Below are 18182 nucleotides of genomic sequence, written 5' to 3' on the forward strand. Positions count from 1 at the left end.
AGTAATGTGTAAAACCCCTTAGATTTTCTTCCTATTATAATTTATGCAACTATCAGAAGTGAAAGCCGTGATAACTAGAAGTTTTCATCCTATTTTCTACAATGATTCAGCCATTCACCCATTTATTTTTTGTGCTGACGCATTCACTACTAAATCAATTATTGCCTGAAAGTAGATAAAAAGCAGCATTCCAACGTATGGATAACCCTACAGGAATACTGCTCCTAACTATTCTGACATAAAGAAATACCAAATAATCGCAATCGTAATTAATGATAAGATAACTGCAATTGTAACACGAAGTGGTGAAATCGGGGCATCTCCGCCTACTCGACCTGTCTGTCCATTCACCATAAATCGATAAACCTTTTCTTTGTAGCGGAATGAAGATAGCCAAATTGGTAACATTAGATATTTATATGTAATATCATCATGCGTTGTTGAGAAATGTAAGCTAGATACTACGTCCGCATTATGTTCCCAACGTATTTTTGAAGTAATTTGTGACTCCAGATGATCTGAAATTTCCCTCTTCGCTTGACTCCATCCGTCCTGTAAACCAATACTGTAGCGTTCTGATAAAAAACCTGAAACATATTCTGGTTTATAGGCTTTATTGTTGAGTAAATTAAAAGGTTCTATTTTTCTCATCATATTTCGATCATAACGGGCTGTTGCACTAATTAAATGATCATCAATAAATTCCTGATAAAAACCACTTGTGGAATACCAATCCGTTTCAGTTCGGGTATTTCCTTCTTTATCTGTAACTGTTCGATGTCTACCGTAACTTGCAGAATACCTTGAGCTTGTTTTAGTATCAAAAGTCCAATATGGAAGATAAACTCCCTTAAACGAATCCGGCTTTGCGCTTTCTTTTGCTGCTTTTGGCGTGAACCATTTTCCCTTAATCCAACTTTGAAAGTTCTCTCCTGCTTGCTTATCTGTTATTTCAAATGCACATACCCCGTTCGGTGCTAGTGTATTTTTAGCACTTGCCTCCATAACTTGATTAGAACCACAATACGGGCAACTATCGGCTACCTGTAACGCATCATAAATTGTTTCTGCCGCACAGGATTTACAAATAACTGTTTTTTTCTCAACACCCCAGTTAAAATTCCCACGTTCTTCAGCCATTACAAAATCCATTTCCTGGGCAACTTTTTCCTCTTGCTTTTCTGGGGCTGCAATTTCAGTCTCATAGCCACAATATGGACACGTAAGTTTGCCAGTTGCGGGGTTAAATTCAATAGATGCACTACATGATGGACACTCAGCGTCAAAATCAAGCTTTACTTGTTTAAAATTTTCAGCATCTTGCGTTGGCATCATTAGTCATCTCCTTACTTAACATCATTCTCATCAAACACATCGCCACATTCAGGACAGAACTTTGGTGGGTTCGCAGGATCTTCTGGCTGCCATCCACATTTATCACAAACGTATTGTAACGCTCCTGAAGGTTTTTTAGCACCACATTCGCCACAGAATTTGCCTTTGTTGACAGCATCACATGTACAAGTCCATCCTTCTTCGGCTGGTTTTGGTGTCCCACAATTTGAGCAGAATTTACCAGTGTTTTCGTTGCCACATGCACATTTCCATGTACCTGAATTCGTCGCTGTTTGTTGTGACTGGGCTACCTGTTTATTTTGCTCATTCATTTGGTAAAGCTGTCCTGCATTAACACCGCCTGCTTGAGCTGCCATATTCATGCCCATAAATCCTGCCATTGCTCCACCTTCATTTTTGGATGCTGCAATCATCGCTTCCGCCTGAGCACCCGTTAAATGAGCCGCAGCCATACCTGGATCACGCATTACTGCATTTCGTTGTAGTTGTTTAATCATTGCTTCATCTTCTTCAGATGCTTTTAAAGAACTTATGCCAAATGATACGACTGCTAAACCACGTGTTGCTAGCCATTTCTCTGATAACACTTTATTTAGAGCATCCGCTAGAGCTACCGTATGAGCCGGAATTTCGCTATAGCGAACCCCGCTTGCTGAAATATGTGCGAAAGCCGGCTGTAACGCAGTCATCAGCTCCGTTTTTAATTGACTATCGATGGCATCTCTTGTAAATTCACGCTCTACGTTTCCACAAACATTCGTATAGAATAATAATGGATCGACAATTTTATATGAATATTCGCCATGACAACGAATAGCAATATCAATATCTAGGCCAATATTACGGTCGATTACGCGGAAAGGAATCGGTGCTGGTGTCCCATATTTATTACCTACGATTTCTTTTTTATTGAAATAGTACACACGCTGATCCTTTGCAGGTTCTCCTCCAAAAGTGAAGCGTTTACCAATCTGCTTGAATGTTTCCATAATACCTTCAGATAAATCACTGCCATACATAATCGAAGGCTCTGTTGATGTATCATAAACATACTCCCCAGACTCAGCAGAAAACTCTACTACTTTCCCTTGCTCGACAATCATCATACATTGCCCTTCATTTATAGCAATAATAGAGCCATTACTAATAATATTGTCATTACCTTTATTTGACCCTCGTTTAGAAGTACGTTTAAAACCTTTTGCCACAAGAACATCAGCTGACAGTGATTCACAATAGAAATATTCACGCCATTGATCTTCTAAAACACCTGCTAATGCGCCAACTCCTGCTTTTAATAAACCCATATTTATTCCCACCTTCAACTTATAAACTAAGACTTATTTTACCATATCAAATATGACTCGACATAATTGCGTCTGCAGGCTTTAGGCCCACATGACGTTAGTCACTCAGGTGTTTTCACAGTCGTGAAGTGCTTAACCTGAATTTCTGTATTTCAGTTGAAATACGCTAAAATGCTAAAATAATCTAATCATTATGTAGTACGCACAAATAGACCATTTTGTTTCATTTTTTTACTTCTTTATAAAAAATGAGATAGCTCCATAGGAACTACCTCACTTTATTTGCAGTGAATATTCTAAGAAAATGCAGAAATAGCCACTAGCACCCAGGCAATGATAAATAATAGACCACCGATTGGGGTAATCGCTCCAAGCTTTTTCACACCTGTAACCGCTAATACATATAAACTACCCGAGAAAAACACTATACCTGCAAACATTAAATAACCTGCCCAAGAAAGCATACTAGAAGCTCCTAAAAGAGCATCACTCGATAAAATACCAAGCCCCAGTAAACCTAATGAATGGTACATATGATACTGCACTCCAGTTTCCCAAATGGCTGCGTAGTGTGGTGACGCAAATTTATCTTTTAATGCATGTGCTCCAAAAGCGCCTAGCACGACACCAAGACATGCCATAATTGCACCTATCGCTAATAATAGTTCCATATATGTTTCTCCTATTTCGTATCGCGTGCGATTTCTTTGTACTTCGCATCCCATGCCGGATCAATTTTACTTAATGACACCGGACGTAACGTATCTTTTTGCGCTAGAATATGTACGGACTGAGCAGTCGCTGCAATCGTGCCATCTTCATGTAAAATTTCATAGCCATATGTTGTACGTAGACGATCGTGCTTTTCTACCCATGTACGGACAGTTGCCACTTGACCATAATGCATTGCTGCCTTATAAGAAATGGATAAATCCATCACTGGCGATACATAACCATTTTTCTCTAACTCTGCATACTCAAAGCCTGCATCATTGACTAACTGTGAACGACCTATTTCCATCCAAATAATGTAGTTCGCATGATACACTACGCCCATTTGGTCGGTCTCAGCATATCGAATTTCAATTTGTTTCTCACTTACAAACATTTTCTTCACCTCGTCCTACATTATAGCGTAAAAATATTGATTTGGCGGTGTTTTTGTTTTATTGATTTTTTTGGGGTGAAAAAATGACTTGATTAAATAGAGGTGATTCATAAAAAAAAGAATTTATTTTATATTTAACAATCTACCATATAAACTCATATAAAATCTTTTAACTGGGGTACTTTCTGGGGTACCGTGGGGTACCATTAATTTAAATAAAAAATAAAAGCATTGAGCAGGTGCGATACAAAAAATATCTATTTTAACGGGTTATTCATTTTGTAAAAAAGCATTTATACTTATTTTTGTGCTAACACTGACAACACTTGGTAATATTGATTTATTTATTTTTGGAGGAGTTTTTTATTTATGGCAAAGAATAAAGTTATAGCTGGAGATTACCAAGGTACGCTAAGGAATTTTTCATTTAAAAAACTTAATTTTTCTGTATATTAAGAATGTTCCGTTATTATTTTGAGGACATAAATACATAAATTGTATGCTTCGTGTAAATAATAAAAAATGAATAAATTTCAAGAGAGGTGTATTAAATAGAATGATGGATATAGAAAAAGCTTCTTCAGCAAATAAAGCCATACCAAGTGTAAGAACGGAAGGGACTTTAGCATCTCTCTCTTTCCCATTTGAAGATTGGGACATAGTATGGAAAGACGATGAGAGTGTAGTTTTAGTTACATTGAAAAATCCAATACTTACTATCATTAAAGGGGATCGAAGGGATAGAATGATGTTTTCATATACGGTTTCATTAGGAGGATATCATACTATTTTTGCAGATCGTAATCATGACCCAGGCCCATTGCTTCAGTTTGAATTCAAAAATATTCATGGAGGTTCTTTATGGACTAGTGTGAACATACATGAACTAGATATTAGATGTACTGATGATAGATTGGAAAAAAGTCATGCTGAAGAAATCACTCGACAAATATATGATGATGTTGATCCACTCAATGGTGGAGGTGTACAGGCTACAAGCGGGGCCTTCTATCCTTGTCCAAACATCCTCTAATTTCAGTAAAACAAAAAGAACTTGTAGGAATCCCTACAAGGGGGTTTTTTCCCAAATCCCCGAAAAGGGGGTATTAGTTAAAATTATTATAAACCATGTCATAAAGTGTACTTTTTGACATGGTTTATAATAGAGCATTTCCCGTTTCAAAAATACAACTTAAAAGCATTTGAAACATGTCAATTTCAAAAAAGTAACTCAAAACGCTTATTTATAAGGTTTTTTCATAATTTGTTTTTGCCCTCCCCCATTTCGAGGGGATGGGCAAAAACACCCAAATTAAAAAGTCGGTTCCTTAGCGTTCACGAATCGACTTTTTTTAGGTTGCAATTTGCTTAGCGTACGAAATTCGCGTTTTGTTGGTGCTACCCCACTTTGGCCATTTTTAACTTTTCAAGAGAAGAATTGTCTTGTATTTCACGGTCCTCAGGTTTAATCATCAGTATCCACCAATTTCGCATTTTGGATTTTATCAATTGTTATTCTTTTAATAGCCGTTTCGGTTTCCAACAGCAATTCTTTCTTATTTGTATCTGTTGCAGTAATTAAACCTGTCTCATCATGTAGGTGGTTATTATCCCACAAAGTAAGTGTTACAAGTTTTTTCATTACAGTTACACGGTGGATTGTTTGCTGTAACTCCTCTAGTTCCCACTCAGTTAATTCTCTTTTTTTATCGTAAAATTGCTCTTCTTTCCACTTTTTTAACTCTACAAGATGTTCTGGCAACATCATTGATGTCCACTTAATATTATTTCGGTCATGCAACATACAAATCACTCTCCATTAATAATCACATTCTGATACGTTTAAAATATCTAAGAAATGCACTTTATGAATATCCATGTATTTATCTTTGATATGTATTAATTTAGTGTTTGCATCCATTTTCGTGACCATACCTGTTAACTGTTCATCTTTTTTGTAAACTGAAAATACTTTGTTCTTTGATTCTTGCATCGATTCAGTTAATGTATATGCTATTTCCTCTAATTCAAACTCATCACGGTCTAAGTGTTTAGGTTCTTTCTTTTTTGTTGGTGTTTTTGTCTTAGTAGCCATGTTAATTCTCCTTTTATAAACAGAACGTTTGTTTGTATATATTATAGAACTAACGTTCTGTTTTTAGCAATAAAAAAATGACCAGGCTCACAAAAATTTGTGATTACCTGGTCATAGTTAATTGATTATATTGTGCGTTTCACTACTGATATCAGCAATCCTAAAGCCTCTCCGTTTGTCATAGAGCCTACTTTTTCGGTGGGGTCCCCCATAAAGTACCTCATTGTTGTATCTTCTACATCACTTATATGGCTCAAAAAAGACCAAAATAATTAATTTCATCTTGGTCTTGATATTATATACTTTTTAAACTGAAGGTTTTTGAATCCAATATTGCAAAGAATTTAAAATAAGCTTCCCTGAAGGTACAGTTATTGGAAGAAATACAATACTATAAATGACGCCCCATATCATTGAATCTTCTAGATTAAATGTATTTAAGTTACCGCGCAATACCATTTCACTAATTAAAATACCCAATGTGCCAGTAAATAAGCTGACAATTAAAGTTACAAAGAAACTAATCCACCACATTTTTTTATTTGGGATATTCTTTTGAGTAGATAGATAATATCCTATTATGGCCATGGATAGAATCATGGGAATAGAAAATGCTATATATAACCAACTTTCTCCCCAGTAGCTTATACGACCTCCTGCTAAAGTATTCCCTACACTAGAAAAAAGGTATGGAATAAAAATTGAACAAAAAATACCTATAGTAATTCCTTTTAAAATACCTTTAGCTTTCATACAAAACTCTCCTTTTTCTGGGAATCTAGATGTTAAAATTATTATACAATATCTTAACTCAGAAGAAATATTTATTTTATTAATTGATAAATAGTCCTTTCGGTTCATTAAATTTGACTTTAGCCAAGGATTTTAGAGACAGTTCATACAAATGTTGCTTTAATTCCTCTCTATGCTTTGGACTTGTTTGTAATAAGGCATAATTAATCATCGGTTCAATTATTGTAATAATTTCTTCTATTTCTTGCTCTTCAAAATTTTTATTTTTCATCAAATTATCTCCTTGTTACTATGAACTTTTTCAACTTCGAAATTGCCTGTTTACGACTTTTGGAAATTGCTTGTTGTGATACATTGTATCTAGTTGCAATTTCAATATCACTAAGCTTTAATGCATAATAGAAATACAGTATTTTTTGTTGTCGTTTAGTTAAAGTGTAGATAGCTTGTTTTAATAAATCACCAGTTATAAAGCTACTCATACAATTTTCTTCTACTTGATCTAACTTTTTTTCAGCTTCTATATCTTTTAAAGAATCAATTAAGGACGAGTCTGATTTGTCTATAATTAATGGCTCATTTTTCTCTAATTTTCTAATATTTATGTCAAACCTGCGTGATTCATAATGAATAACTTTTTTTATATAAGATACTGCCAGAGCTTTTTTAGTGTACTTTTGAAATGCTTGATCCAATAAAAACTTGTTCTTATCTGTTGGATCATTTATATAACTAGTAAATAATTTATTATTTTCGTCATTTTTTATAAAATTCTTAAACAAAGAACTATTAAGCATTTTGTTATCAAAATGAAAATTCATATTAGCCTCCTGTTTCAAGAACATATGTTCTTTTTGTGAGAAAAAAATTAAGCCATAGCATAATGCTATGGCCTAATAATTTAGTATGTTTTTATGCGTCAAAGGATAATCCTTTATCCACGCCTGTAATATCCATAGGCGGGAACAATGATTTAAGTTCATGTCCAGTTTTACGCGGATCATGTAAATACACTAATTGTGGAGACTTACCATTTAGCTTGCGCCAGCATTCATAAGCAGGGAATCCATCATGTTTACCTGTAATACGCACACTACCTGCTCGTGTGACTTTAATTGTAAATTCATAGTTAATAGCTGGAGCAAGTGGGATGAATGGGATGGCTGAATCCACTTGACAATCAAGATAAAGATCATCATTCACTACTCGTTTAGTATAAGTAATACCAGTAGTAGGAGCTTTTTTGGTATTTGTTTTTTTCAATTTACCATTTAGATAAAGAAGTTGTTTAGTTACTCCTGTATCTTTATAATCTTTAACTGAATAATCCTTTTTTGAAGTATCGATTACAAATCGTTGTGACGTGCGATAAGATCCTTCCCATTTCTCACTACGGTTATCGCCACCATAGTAAGTTTCTCCGCCACCACCTGATGTGTTACTGAAATGCACCTTATCAAACGGAATAAAAGTGCGTAATCTTAATTCTAATTTTGCCATTAGAATTACCTCCTTTAATTTTTGTAGACAGTTATTCGCCTCTCATAAATTAAAGGGATTATTAAACAGTAAAAAACAACCATAGAATAATATTCTTTAAAACTATTTAGATTGAATCATAGTAAAATCCTTAGCTTATAATTTTTAACTATTAAACAGTAATAATATTTGCAACTTGTGCTAATTTGGCTGTTTTAATTTTATTTGCCCCAGCTTGTGCTGCGGCAATTCCACTAAATGTACCTGTTTTAACACGCCATTTCGATCCGTCCGGCTCAATGTAAGCTACCCAACCAAAACGGTGCTTAAGTACATCTTGTGAATTTTCTGCAGCTTGTTTTGTGCTGTATGTTCCAGTAAGTACTCGGTATTTATTATTGTCTGCAATAGGTGCAGGTTGCTGTACATTGCCACTTGTATTTTTAACCATAGCAATAAATTGTGACCATGTAATTTTACCTTCACGCATATTTCGAGGGCAGTTTTTACCGCTAAAGTAATTGTGCTGAACAACGTTTTGAATAGGAATGTTTTCATCCTTCATGATTTTAGCAACTAGCTCTGCAGCATTTTGCATTGCTTTTTGATAGTTACCGTCACTGTTTACGCAAAACTCTACCTGTATCCCTTGGTTATTGCCTGTCGTGCTTCCTGCAGCCCAACATCTCCAAGTATGTTCAAAAGATTGTACTGCCTCTTTATCATCAACTGTATAATGCCATGATGCATTACGGCTATTACCGTTATATTGTAATCTTGCGTGCGCGTCTGCATCGGCTCCTGATCGTGTATTATCTGTTTCATGGACAACGATGAATTTTTTAGCATTACCTTTGCCATAAGAGACTTTGTTTGCTTGTGCATCAGTGACTAATTTTTTACGAATAACTACCATTATTGAGCACCATCCTTTTTAGTTAGTGATTTTGCCAGATCAAATGTGCCGGAGGCAGTTAAACCAGCTATTGCACCTGCTACAGCCATGACATAGGCGTCGTATTCAGAAAGTGGTGTAAAAGTTAATCCAATTAAAATACCGATTACAAGAGACGTAATCGGCATGTAACGAGCGTTTATATTAAATGTCTTTTTAAGTACCTCCGAAACTGCAAAAACGATAGCAGCGATTGCCATCGCAATAATAAAAATGTTTGTTAAATCCATGCTTACGCACCTTCCTTTAATATTTTTGATGTCAAAAATAGTGTTGAAAATTTAGAAGTCCACAGTAAGTCATTTAATTTAAATTAAGCGTCTTTGCTAATGTTATTCTTAAGTAATAATCTGAATAACCTTGATATTTCTTTATTCATTTCAGAATTAACATATGGGTTGCTTTTAAAATATCCATGTCGTTTATTTGTAGGTTGCACGTAAATTCTATTTATCTTTTCACTAAAGCAAAAGAAAAAACACCCCGAAGGATGTTAAACTAACATTAAATTAATCTATATATGTATTATCGTTTATTTTGACTTCATCTTTATCGCGACTGCTCTTTTTTAAAAGCTCGATAATTTCTTTATTTTGTTCAACTTGAATATTGCTATTTACTTTTATGATTCTAATCCATAGTGTTATTGCTATTAGTAAAACTGGAAATAAAAAAATAAATGCAGTAAAGAGATCATCTGCCATTTCTCTATCCAACTCCTTCTTATTTAGGATTATTTTCATTATACACAAGGACCGAACAAAGATGGTAAAAAAGAGAAATTCTAACAATAAAAAGCCTTACCATGTAAGATAAGGCTTTGTTCTGCGGTAAGTCTTCTTTTGTCGAGTTGGCTCATTTCTCGTTGAGCCGGACATGTTTTGTAAAGCAGAAAAGTGTTTTAGTTTTATAGTGCATTTCCGTGCACTTGTTGCTTAGTAAGTTTAACTGAATCATGGAAAGTGGACGAAGTTCACATGATAACCATCCCTTTCGAATTTCAAAACCAATCTATAAATGTAAAAAGCCACACCTTATTAGATGTGACTCAAATTAAAATCCTTAAGCTAATCTTAAAATGACAATAGACGCGCTGATAACCAGAGTGCCTCCAATAATTGTATTTAATAAAGCTGTTGGGTTTGGATGAATATTTCTCAATGTAAGAACATCCGATGCATTTAAAGTAGTGATTACTTGACCATTTTGCGGGTCGGAACCACCATTGCCTCCGTAATTGGAACCTGCTATTTGGTTGTCGCCATTGAAAAGGGAAAATGCAAAAGGGCCACCTGTAACGAACACTTCAAAGGTAATAAGATAAATCCCCGTTTGATTTATAATGATAGGTGCTGTTCCTGGTACATGTGTTACAAACCCTGCAGGTGTAATATTGCCATTTGTATTGAAAGTAACTGAACCATTATTCGGGATACCTGGTTGAGCAGTTGTATCATAAATATAAGCAAACCCTGGAAGACCTGTACCTAAAGGTTCTTGAGGGACTTGTATTCCTCGTTGAACATTTTTATTATTACAACTTTCTTCGCAATCACCATGAATTCTGCTAATTCTTTTATTAGTCGATCCCACAATGCCCCCCTAATGAACAGTCCTTTCAAATGTGAAGGGACTGTTTCTTAATTAAAATTAGTTCTATTTCTGCACATTTTTCTTTCAAATCTTCTCTTCCCCCACCAACACAGATGTATAAAAATGGGCAATTAAGACCCTTATCAATTCCCCCATCATTTTCTCGACGACACTAACAAATTATCTGTTTTCAAACGAAACTAAACAACCAGTCGCCTGTTAAATAGTAACAACTGGCTGTAAAAAGTTGTTTTCTTACTATCTCAAAAACGACATTCAGTGACCTAAGATGAAAGCTTAGTTTGTAAACAAAATTCTATGGCATGTATGGAACATCATTCATGTGAATATAGTACTACAAAGAAATATTGGCTGGGAAAGTCAATCGTCGGTCTGATATCATGTAGAAACTTCCCAACCACAGATAAAGTGGATGAACCAAATATCAATTATGCCACGACATAATTGCTTCCGGAATCGGCAGGATACTTGGATGTTTGGACACCCTTTGAAAGATGTTAAAATAGGTAGGGAATAATATTTTTATCTATACTTATTGTTTTGAAAGGGGTACTTTTTTGGATATCAACAAAATACACATCAGAAAAATGACAGATAATGATTATGGTTTAATGGCTAAATGGTTGAGTACGAGAGAAGTTTTAGAATTTTACGGGGATATCAATTCACCATTTTCAATAGAACAAGTTAGGAAAAAATATGAACCACGCGTTCGTGGGGAAATTCTAGTTCTTCCCTTCATTGTTGAGTTAGACGGTTCCCCAATAGGATTTATGCAATACTATAAACTTCAAGCGGAAGAATTAAAAAAATTAGGCTATTTAAATAATGAAGTGGTTTTTGGAATTGATCAATTTATCGGTAATCCAAATTTATTTAATAAAGGCTATGGAACAATTATGGTTTGTAAATTTATTGAACTCATAATTAAAATTACAGACGCTGAAATTATAATAGTAGACCCTGAAGTTTCTAACGAAAGGGCTATTAGATGTTACGAAAAATGCGGGTTTACAAAAGTTAAAACAATTAATAATGAAAGTGCTTTGCTAATGGAATATATAAATACTAAAATCTAACTCTATATTATCATTGGATGTACAGTAAGTATTTCTCTTCCCCCGATGTATTTTTATGATATATACTTTCTAGGAATGGGGGAAGATTTTTCAATGAGAATAAATTTACTATCCAAGTTTAAAGCCTTTGCTAAAAAATTAAAACAAAATTTATTTGTACTATACTTGTCTTATAAAGATCCAAGAACCCCATGGTATGCAAAGCTTGTGACTATGCTTATAGTTGCTTATGCTTTTAGCCCAATAGATTTAATTCCAGATTTTATTCCAATTCTAGGGTATCTTGATGATTTGATAATTGTTCCTTTTGGAATAATCTTCGCTTTAAAATTAATTCCACAACGTGTGATTGATGATCATAAAGAAGCTGCGGAAAAGTTAAAACAATCTGGAAAACAAAAGAATTGGTTTGTTGGTATTCTTTTTATTATTATTTGGGTTATCTTGGCGGTTTGGATTAGTAAAATAATTATTCATCATATTTAAAAGCTTGTTCAGCAAGACTGCCTGACTATATGATCATTTTGAAATCTATCAATCCGACTAATAGGAGGTATCTGGATGACGCTAAAGATTGTTAAAACTCTTTTAGCTATCTTTCTTGTGTTCATGTATTATTTGGGCTTTTGGTCAGCAAGCTCTACTCAAAAAATTGTCCTTTTCTTTATTATGATCCTCTTTATTTATGAAGTAGGTGTGGAAACTGGTAAGAGAAAATGTGAAACTACGAAATCGTAGGTTACTTTCTTTTATTTTTTCCAATTTTCTCGTTACCCCATTTAAAATTACCTGTAATTTTAGCTAGCATTAACTGTACCGCTGTTATATTGTCTTCAACTTCTTTGATTCTTGCGATAAGTCGCACGGCCTCCCTATCCTTTACAATTTTTATTTGTTTACCCTCGTATTCTATTACTACCGTTCCTTTTTTCGTTATTTGATAAGCAAATGGTTCTTCGCTTAATCTGTTTCGTTTATCTATTTCGCTCACTACACCATCTCCCTAATTGTTTTAGTTTCAAATCTATTAAATACACTAACAATAATTATTAATCGTAACAAAACAGTAAAAAACTATCCGAATTGAAGCAGACTATGCTAAGAAAAAGCGCAACAAAGATACCAAAAAATAATAAATTTCAAATAAAAAGAGATCAAAAGACGAATCCAATTTGAACAATTTTTTTTCAAAATGGATTCGTCTTATTTATTTAGATTATTTAAATTAAACTATTATTTAATGTTATAACCGGTACTTTGTTTTTTCTTCTAATAAGAATACACTTTCAATTATAAACCTTTGAAAGCTTCAGTTTGCTCCTTGATTCCTTTTTCTGCAGCAAATCTCTCAATACTAGAAGCACCAAAGAATCCAACAATCCCATCTACTCTTTCAATAATATAAGCAGCATCTTCCGGTTCCGCAATTGGACCTCCATGGCAAATTGCTAATATTTCAGGATTTATAGACTTACCAGCATTAATAATTTTTTGAATTCGATCGACACAGCCATCTAAAGTTAATGCAGTTTGAGCACCAATCGTTCCTTTTGTTGTTAATCCCATATGGGCTACTAAAATATCCGCACCCGCTTCAGCCATTTTCTTTGCCTGCTCTTCATCGAAGACATAAGGTGTAGTTAGTAAGTCTAATTCATTTGCTTTTCTAATCATATCTACTTCTAAATCGTAGCCCATTCCTGTTTCCTCTAGATTTTGACGAAATACACCGTCAATTAACCCAACTGTAGGAAAGTTTTGAACCCCACTAAACCCTTGTTCTTTCAGCTGCTTTAAAAAAACTTCCATGACTTTAAAAGGATCTGTTCCATTAACACCAGCTAGTACTGGAGTATCCTTTACAACTGGTAATACTTCATTACCCATCTCCACAACAATTTGATTGGCATCACCATAAGATAATAATCCAGCTAGAGAACCACGACCAGCCATTCTATAACGGCCAGAATTATAGACAATTAACATGTCAGCTCCACCGGCTTCACTACTTTTAGCTGTAATTCCTGTACCAGCTCCAACACCTAGCAGAATATTGCCTTTTTTAATTTCTTCTTTAAAACGATTCAATATTTCTTGTCTCTTTGACATGATTGCTATCCCTCTCTTTATTTTCTATTAATTCAATCAATTTTTTCGCTGCAGCTAGTGCAAACTCTTCACTATTAATATCCGCATTGATTTCAATCATTTCCACTTTGCTTTGGTCAACTTTTTTTCTTAATGTTTCAAATAACATTCTATCTTCTTCTAAACCATAAAAAGGTTGCCCTTCAACATCTAGACCAGAGAGCCCTTCTAGTGGTAATAATAATGATGTGTATCCTTTCGCTAAAGCTAATTTTTCTGCAATTACTTCACCTATTTGTTTATTCTCTTCAACGGATGTACGCATCAAAGTAACTGTTGGATTATGCTGATAAAATTTTCGACCTTTAAATTTATCAGGCACAGAGTCAAATGGACCAAAGTTAACCATATCTATTGCACCAACCGATACAACTTGAGGAATTTGTTTTCTAGAAGCTGCTTCTAAACGATTCGGTCCAGCTTTCAATACACCGCCAATTAACTCATCAGCCCATTCAGTGGTCGTTATGTCAAGGACTCCATCTATAAATCCATTAGCTATTAAATTCTCCATTGTACGACCACCAACACCTGTTGCATGGAATATTAATACTTCATATCCTTTAGCTTCTAAAAAATCTTTAGCCTGATTAATACAAGGTGTTGTTAGTCCAAACATAGTTGCAGCAATAAGTGGCTTTTTTTTCACGATCGTTTTATTGTCAAAATTCAGCATACCTGCAATCGCAAATACTGCATTCGTAAATATTTTTGTCGAAATTACATTTAAACCAGCAACGTCTACTACTGATGGAATCATAATGATATCACTAGTTCCTACATATGGCTCCGTATTACCAGAAGCAACTGTAGAAACCATCACTTTTGGAACACCAATAGGTAGTGCTCTCATACCAGTTGTTACGATAGATGAGCCTCCAGTACCTCCAAAGGAAAGTACACCGTCAAATTTACCTTCTTCATACAGTTTCGGCAAAAGCACTTCCATCCCCTTTGCAAGAACTGCGGTTGCATTTGCTCGATCTCTCTTTGTCGCAATGTCCTGTATATCTTCTTCAGCTGCAGCTGCTACTTCAGCATTTGATACGTCAGGCTCAAACGCTGGGTTAAAAACTCCAGTATGAATCGTAAAAGTATTGAAACCTAACAATTCAATCAACTCTTTTACATACAAATATTCTTTTCCTTTTGAATCAAATGTTCCAGCCAAAGCAATTGTTTTCATATCATCTCTCTCCCTTCTAGATCTTTAAATCGTCAAAATAATCATATAAGAAAGCGATTACATTTATTACTCCATTCCATAATAACGTTTTCTTTTGGGAGAGTTAATGTGTTTTTGTTCTATAAAATTGTCTCTTTGTTATATTATCAATTATGCCTTGACATTGTTGCGTCTGGAACCGGCTTTGTACTTAGGCCTGCAGATGTTTTTTATGCGAAAGCGAAGCGTCAGCAACAACAGGCTGGAGATCAGTTAGCCGTTTTCGCAAGGATGCGATGATTTTAGGCTAACATCCTCTTAGAACTCATTTCCTATTCCATGACATCCGCCGGAGGCTTTGGGCCAACGTGATGTTGGTCACTCAGTCTTTGCCACGGGACGTTGCCAAGATTGAGTTCCTCTATTTCAGCGGGTGTTCAAAATCTTGCTGAAAAGAAGTTAAATAGTTTTTAGGTGACACACCTTTATATTTTTTAAATATTTTACTAAATTGAGTGTAATCTGGATAACCTACCATTTCCGCGATATTATTTAGGGGTATTTTTTCAAATTTCAGTATTTCGATAGCTCGATTAAGCCGGAAATTAATCAGATATTCAGTAAATGAAATACCCATCTCTTTTTTAAATAAAGTGCTTAAATAAGAGCGAGACAAACTTAATATTTCGGCGACTTCATTCAACGAAATTTCGTCCATATAATGTAGGCTGATATACTTCTTTGCAAAATTAATATAATCATCTCGACTTCCTAAACCATCAGTAATTTTACTGATTAATTCATCCAACTGAAAATCGTTCGTCTGCTTAAATGATTTCGTAATATGTATAAGTGCTTGTTCATTTGGAATCCTTTCAAAAACGGAACCCCCTATATACCCCATAATAGTAGTATCATCGTACATATACTGAACATCTATTGGTTTATTAACCGGACCTCCATAAATCATGTTAATAATGTTTGGATTCAGTTCATTACATCTATTAAAAATAGTTACAGCCATCTTTTTGGCAGCATGTAAAGATAATATCTTTTTAGCGCCTAGTGATCCCCCATTCGTTAAACCTAAGTGAACACAAATAATATCTGCACCCGCTTCTACCATACTTATAGCTTGCTCCTCATTAAATACAAAAGCTACTGAAAACAAACCTTTTTCACTAGCGATACGAATAGCTTCTATCTCTTTTTCGTATGTAATCCCTTGTTCTTCTAAAGCTTCTCTAAAAAGCCCATCTATCAGGCCAATACTTGGATAATTATTAATACCTGCAAATCCTTTCTTCTGAATCAAATCGATATAGCTATCTAATTCAATTATTGGATCTGTTGCACATAAACCAAAACAAACTGGAATTTTTTTTATCGTAGGAATGATCTCTTTGCATGCAAAATCCATTACAACATCATTACTATTGGCATACGGTAAAAAGCCTGCTAATGAGCTTACCCCCATTAATCTAAACCGCCCTGAATTTAGCGCCAGAATAAAATCAGCGCCACCTTGTTCTGCATATCTAGCTGTCATTCCAGAACCTGCTGCAACACCTAAAATATATTGATTTTTATTAATTTGTTTGTTCAAATAATTTTTTATTTCATACTTCTGATTTAGTTTGTCCTCCATTTAATTTTCACCCCTACAAACATTGTTTCGTCTTCAGTTTAATCATTCTTCTCTTTTAGTGTAATGAACATTATCTCAAATACCAAAGTTTCCTAACTTTATATGCTGAATTACTTCAAAAACCTCTCCCTATATCCCCCATAACCTTTTTACATCGACCAATACTTGCCCATTGAATTCCATTCTGTAAATGTCTGGTTTCGTTGTCTGTAATAAAAAATTCAAATCATATCTACTATCATAAAACCCCATCATTAAAGTCATTACAGCCCCATGTGTGCCAATTACTACTTTCTGACCTTGATATGTGTTTACTACTTTTTCTAAAACTTTTATAGCACGTTTCTGGCAGTCAGCATTTGACTCGCCTCCCTCTAATGCATAGGTTGGATCAGAAAATGACTTTTGTAAAAAAGGGAATAATTCCTCGTCAGCAATTCGCTTATCTCCCGCAATAAATAGTTGCTCTTTTAAATCTTCAAATATAATTACCTCTTTTTCTATTTGATTAGCTACTTCCTGAACAGTTTGGATTGAACGATTATACGGGCTTGAAATAACAGTATCAATGCCTTCTTTTTGTAAAATATCAGTTATTCGTTGAGCGTCTAACCTACCTTTTTCAGTCAATTCTCTCGTTCTCTCATTACCGTCTTTTAGTGAATCTCCATGTCGCACCATATATATGAATGTTTTCATAATACCTCCTAAAATTGAGTTTTGACCTAAACCATTTTGGGGACGAAGCTAAAAACCATATTGCTCTAAAAAACTTCTACTGTTTATCTTCTGATATCGGTAAGACTGTTGAATATTTAATTTCTCTTAAAGATAAGTTAGTTTGAATACGGGATATGCCCATCCTATTTAATTTTCTAATAAAGCTATCTAATTCTTTTCGATCTCTAATTATGACCTTTAAAAGATAATCATACTCTCCCGTTAAACAATGACATTCTAATATTTCGGTCATTGTTTTTAAGCTATTTTCCAAAGCTTCTAATTCCTTAGCTTGATGAATATTGGTACTCATGAAAACATAGCACAGTAAATCGAATCCAAGTTTCTCAGGATTTAAAATGGCAACTTGTTTGTCAATAAATCCTTCACTTTCTAAACGTTTTATCCTTGTGTGGGTTGCCGGCGGAGACAAATTCACTCGTCTCGCTATCTCTGCATTACTTATCTGAACCTCTCTCTGCAAAATATCTAGTATTTGAGTATCAACACGATCTAGTAATTTTCTTTCCACATCTCTCATGCTTTTTTCTCTCCTTTTTTTATTCGAAATTCCAACCATATTTGACAGCTATTTTTAATTTTATTCTGCAAGAACTTTATTTTTCTTTCCATTGTTTTGATTTTCATCTTTCTTACAAAATATTATACTGCCAAATTAGCAAAAGTGTTATGATTCTTTTATTAAATGTAACCTGATTGTATATAAGACAATCAAAGGAGAGATAATGATTTGA

The 18182-nt window shown here is 34.4% G+C and carries 24 protein-coding genes; 4 read left to right on the plus strand and 20 right to left on the minus strand.

Features of this window, described 5'->3' with window-relative positions:
* Positions 1-228: 228 nt before the first annotated feature.
* The 4 genes from AC3WSO_RS13545 to AC3WSO_RS13560 form a co-directional block, all read right to left on the minus strand.
* Positions 229-1332 (minus strand): TFIIB-type zinc ribbon-containing protein, encoded by a 1104-nt coding sequence (locus AC3WSO_RS13545; RefSeq protein WP_492534356.1) that lies wholly within the window; start codon positions 1330-1332, stop codon positions 229-231.
* Positions 1333-1346: 14 nt separating this feature from the next.
* Entirely contained in the window at positions 1347-2663 is a 1317-nt protein-coding gene (locus AC3WSO_RS13550) for an SPFH domain-containing protein (RefSeq protein WP_492531456.1), read from the minus strand.
* A gap of 296 nt (positions 2664-2959) precedes the next feature.
* A complete protein-coding gene (locus tag AC3WSO_RS13555; protein ID WP_492531457.1) occupies positions 2960-3334 on the minus strand; it encodes a DUF423 domain-containing protein in 375 nt (124 codons plus the stop codon).
* Positions 3335-3345: 11 nt separating this feature from the next.
* Positions 3346-3771: an acyl-CoA thioesterase gene (locus AC3WSO_RS13560; RefSeq protein ID WP_492531458.1), complete on the minus strand. Its 426-nt coding sequence runs from the start codon at positions 3769-3771 to the stop codon at positions 3346-3348.
* Positions 3772-4327: 556 nt separating this feature from the next.
* On the opposite strand from AC3WSO_RS13560, the gene AC3WSO_RS13565 reads away from it, so the two are divergent.
* Positions 4328-4804 (plus strand): hypothetical protein, encoded by a 477-nt coding sequence (locus AC3WSO_RS13565; RefSeq protein ID WP_492531460.1) that lies wholly within the window; start codon positions 4328-4330, stop codon positions 4802-4804.
* Positions 4805-5236: 432 nt separating this feature from the next.
* On the opposite strand, the gene AC3WSO_RS13570 is transcribed toward AC3WSO_RS13565, so the two are convergent.
* The 10 genes from AC3WSO_RS13570 to AC3WSO_RS13615 all read right to left on the minus strand — a co-directional run bounded on the left by AC3WSO_RS13570 (position 5237) and on the right by AC3WSO_RS13615 (position 10646).
* Positions 5237-5575, minus strand: coding sequence for a YolD-like family protein (locus AC3WSO_RS13570; protein ID WP_492531461.1), 339 nt, complete (start codon positions 5573-5575; stop codon positions 5237-5239).
* A 15-nt stretch (positions 5576-5590) separates the two neighbouring features.
* Complete coding sequence (locus AC3WSO_RS13575) at positions 5591-5866, minus strand: YolD-like family protein (protein ID WP_492531463.1); 276 nt, start codon at positions 5864-5866, stop codon at positions 5591-5593.
* A 306-nt stretch (positions 5867-6172) separates the two neighbouring features.
* Complete coding sequence (locus tag AC3WSO_RS13580; protein ID WP_492531464.1) at positions 6173-6619, minus strand: hypothetical protein; 447 nt, start codon at positions 6617-6619, stop codon at positions 6173-6175.
* Between the two features lie 79 nt (positions 6620-6698).
* Positions 6699-6890, minus strand: a complete 192-nt coding sequence (locus AC3WSO_RS13585) for a hypothetical protein (protein WP_492531465.1) — start codon at positions 6888-6890, stop codon at positions 6699-6701.
* Positions 6891-6894: 4 nt separating this feature from the next.
* Positions 6895-7440 carry a sigma-70 family RNA polymerase sigma factor gene (locus AC3WSO_RS13590; protein WP_492531466.1) on the minus strand — a complete coding sequence of 182 codons (546 nt, stop codon included), beginning with the start codon at positions 7438-7440 and terminating at the stop codon, positions 6895-6897.
* A 91-nt stretch (positions 7441-7531) separates the two neighbouring features.
* A complete protein-coding gene (locus tag AC3WSO_RS13595; RefSeq protein ID WP_492531467.1) occupies positions 7532-8119 on the minus strand; it encodes a DUF3238 domain-containing protein in 588 nt (195 codons plus the stop codon).
* A 151-nt stretch (positions 8120-8270) separates the two neighbouring features.
* Positions 8271-9014, minus strand: coding sequence for an N-acetylmuramoyl-L-alanine amidase (locus AC3WSO_RS13600; RefSeq protein ID WP_492531469.1), 744 nt, complete (start codon positions 9012-9014; stop codon positions 8271-8273).
* Positions 9014-9283, minus strand: coding sequence for a holin (locus AC3WSO_RS13605; protein WP_492531470.1), 270 nt, complete (start codon positions 9281-9283; stop codon positions 9014-9016). The genes AC3WSO_RS13600 and AC3WSO_RS13605 overlap by 1 nt, the downstream gene beginning before the upstream one ends.
* Positions 9284-9562: 279 nt before the next feature.
* A complete protein-coding gene (locus AC3WSO_RS13610) occupies positions 9563-9757 on the minus strand; it encodes a hypothetical protein (protein ID WP_492531471.1) in 195 nt (64 codons plus the stop codon).
* A 358-nt stretch (positions 9758-10115) separates the two neighbouring features.
* Positions 10116-10646: a hypothetical protein gene (locus tag AC3WSO_RS13615; protein ID WP_492531472.1), complete on the minus strand. Its 531-nt coding sequence runs from the start codon at positions 10644-10646 to the stop codon at positions 10116-10118.
* Positions 10647-11224: 578 nt separating this feature from the next.
* Between AC3WSO_RS13615 and AC3WSO_RS13620 the strand changes: the two genes are divergently transcribed.
* The 3 genes from AC3WSO_RS13620 to AC3WSO_RS13630 all read left to right on the plus strand — a co-directional run bounded on the left by AC3WSO_RS13620 (position 11225) and on the right by AC3WSO_RS13630 (position 12484).
* Positions 11225-11746: a GNAT family N-acetyltransferase gene (locus AC3WSO_RS13620; protein WP_492531473.1), complete on the plus strand. Its 522-nt coding sequence runs from the start codon at positions 11225-11227 to the stop codon at positions 11744-11746.
* Between the two features lie 93 nt (positions 11747-11839).
* Positions 11840-12232 (plus strand): YkvA family protein, encoded by a 393-nt coding sequence (locus AC3WSO_RS13625; RefSeq protein WP_492531474.1) that lies wholly within the window; start codon positions 11840-11842, stop codon positions 12230-12232.
* A gap of 75 nt (positions 12233-12307) precedes the next feature.
* Positions 12308-12484, plus strand: coding sequence for a hypothetical protein (locus AC3WSO_RS13630; RefSeq protein WP_492531476.1), 177 nt, complete (start codon positions 12308-12310; stop codon positions 12482-12484).
* A gap of 1 nt (position 12485) precedes the next feature.
* On the opposite strand, the gene AC3WSO_RS13635 is transcribed toward AC3WSO_RS13630, so the two are convergent.
* The 6 genes from AC3WSO_RS13635 to AC3WSO_RS13660 form a co-directional block, all read right to left on the minus strand.
* Positions 12486-12737, minus strand: a complete 252-nt coding sequence (locus AC3WSO_RS13635; RefSeq protein ID WP_492531478.1) for a hypothetical protein — start codon at positions 12735-12737, stop codon at positions 12486-12488.
* Between the two features lie 299 nt (positions 12738-13036).
* Positions 13037-13855 (minus strand): phosphoenolpyruvate hydrolase family protein, encoded by an 819-nt coding sequence (locus tag AC3WSO_RS13640; protein WP_492531479.1) that lies wholly within the window; start codon positions 13853-13855, stop codon positions 13037-13039.
* Entirely contained in the window at positions 13821-15080 is a 1260-nt protein-coding gene (locus AC3WSO_RS13645) for a Tm-1-like ATP-binding domain-containing protein (protein ID WP_492531481.1), read from the minus strand. The genes AC3WSO_RS13640 and AC3WSO_RS13645 overlap by 35 nt, the downstream gene beginning before the upstream one ends.
* 400 nt (positions 15081-15480) lie before the next feature.
* Positions 15481-16707, minus strand: a complete 1227-nt coding sequence (locus AC3WSO_RS13650) for a phosphoenolpyruvate hydrolase family protein (RefSeq protein WP_492531483.1) — start codon at positions 16705-16707, stop codon at positions 15481-15483.
* A 129-nt stretch (positions 16708-16836) separates the two neighbouring features.
* Positions 16837-17406, minus strand: a complete 570-nt coding sequence (locus AC3WSO_RS13655) for a histidine phosphatase family protein (RefSeq protein ID WP_492531485.1) — start codon at positions 17404-17406, stop codon at positions 16837-16839.
* A gap of 76 nt (positions 17407-17482) precedes the next feature.
* A complete protein-coding gene (locus tag AC3WSO_RS13660; protein ID WP_492531486.1) occupies positions 17483-17968 on the minus strand; it encodes an Lrp/AsnC family transcriptional regulator in 486 nt (161 codons plus the stop codon).
* Between the last annotated feature and the right edge of the window lie 214 nt (positions 17969-18182).

This window comes from Lysinibacillus sp. EB106-09-02-XG168, assembly GCF_058791475.1.

Coding starts and splice junctions, on each gene's coding strand:
- AC3WSO_RS13610 (WP_492531471.1), bottom strand. CDS start 9,757: ATGGCAGATGATCTCTTTACTGCATTTATTTTTTTATTTCCAGTTTTA.
- AC3WSO_RS13565 (WP_492531460.1), top strand. CDS start 4,328: ATGATGGATATAGAAAAAGCTTCTTCAGCAAATAAAGCCATACCAAGT.
- AC3WSO_RS13545 (WP_492534356.1), bottom strand. CDS start 1,332: ATGCCAACGCAAGATGCTGAAAATTTTAAACAAGTAAAGCTTGATTTT.
- AC3WSO_RS13655 (WP_492531485.1), bottom strand. CDS start 17,406: ATGAAAACATTCATATATATGGTGCGACATGGAGATTCACTAAAAGAC.
- AC3WSO_RS13625 (WP_492531474.1), top strand. CDS start 11,840: ATGAGAATAAATTTACTATCCAAGTTTAAAGCCTTTGCTAAAAAATTA.
- AC3WSO_RS13650 (WP_492531483.1), bottom strand. CDS start 16,707: ATGGAGGACAAACTAAATCAGAAGTATGAAATAAAAAATTATTTGAAC.
- AC3WSO_RS13585 (WP_492531465.1), bottom strand. CDS start 6,890: ATGAAAAATAAAAATTTTGAAGAGCAAGAAATAGAAGAAATTATTACA.
- AC3WSO_RS13600 (WP_492531469.1), bottom strand. CDS start 9,014: ATGGTAGTTATTCGTAAAAAATTAGTCACTGATGCACAAGCAAACAAA.
- AC3WSO_RS13640 (WP_492531479.1), bottom strand. CDS start 13,855: ATGTCAAAGAGACAAGAAATATTGAATCGTTTTAAAGAAGAAATTAAA.
- AC3WSO_RS13555 (WP_492531457.1), bottom strand. CDS start 3,334: ATGGAACTATTATTAGCGATAGGTGCAATTATGGCATGTCTTGGTGTC.
- AC3WSO_RS13550 (WP_492531456.1), bottom strand. CDS start 2,663: ATGGGTTTATTAAAAGCAGGAGTTGGCGCATTAGCAGGTGTTTTAGAA.
- AC3WSO_RS13560 (WP_492531458.1), bottom strand. CDS start 3,771: ATGTTTGTAAGTGAGAAACAAATTGAAATTCGATATGCTGAGACCGAC.
- AC3WSO_RS13630 (WP_492531476.1), top strand. CDS start 12,308: ATGACGCTAAAGATTGTTAAAACTCTTTTAGCTATCTTTCTTGTGTTC.
- AC3WSO_RS13580 (WP_492531464.1), bottom strand. CDS start 6,619: ATGAAAGCTAAAGGTATTTTAAAAGGAATTACTATAGGTATTTTTTGT.
- AC3WSO_RS13590 (WP_492531466.1), bottom strand. CDS start 7,440: ATGAATTTTCATTTTGATAACAAAATGCTTAATAGTTCTTTGTTTAAG.
- AC3WSO_RS13605 (WP_492531470.1), bottom strand. CDS start 9,283: ATGGATTTAACAAACATTTTTATTATTGCGATGGCAATCGCTGCTATC.
- AC3WSO_RS13595 (WP_492531467.1), bottom strand. CDS start 8,119: ATGGCAAAATTAGAATTAAGATTACGCACTTTTATTCCGTTTGATAAG.
- AC3WSO_RS13575 (WP_492531463.1), bottom strand. CDS start 5,866: ATGGCTACTAAGACAAAAACACCAACAAAAAAGAAAGAACCTAAACAC.
- AC3WSO_RS13660 (WP_492531486.1), bottom strand. CDS start 17,968: ATGAGAGATGTGGAAAGAAAATTACTAGATCGTGTTGATACTCAAATA.
- AC3WSO_RS13645 (WP_492531481.1), bottom strand. CDS start 15,080: ATGAAAACAATTGCTTTGGCTGGAACATTTGATTCAAAAGGAAAAGAA.
- AC3WSO_RS13570 (WP_492531461.1), bottom strand. CDS start 5,575: ATGTTGCATGACCGAAATAATATTAAGTGGACATCAATGATGTTGCCA.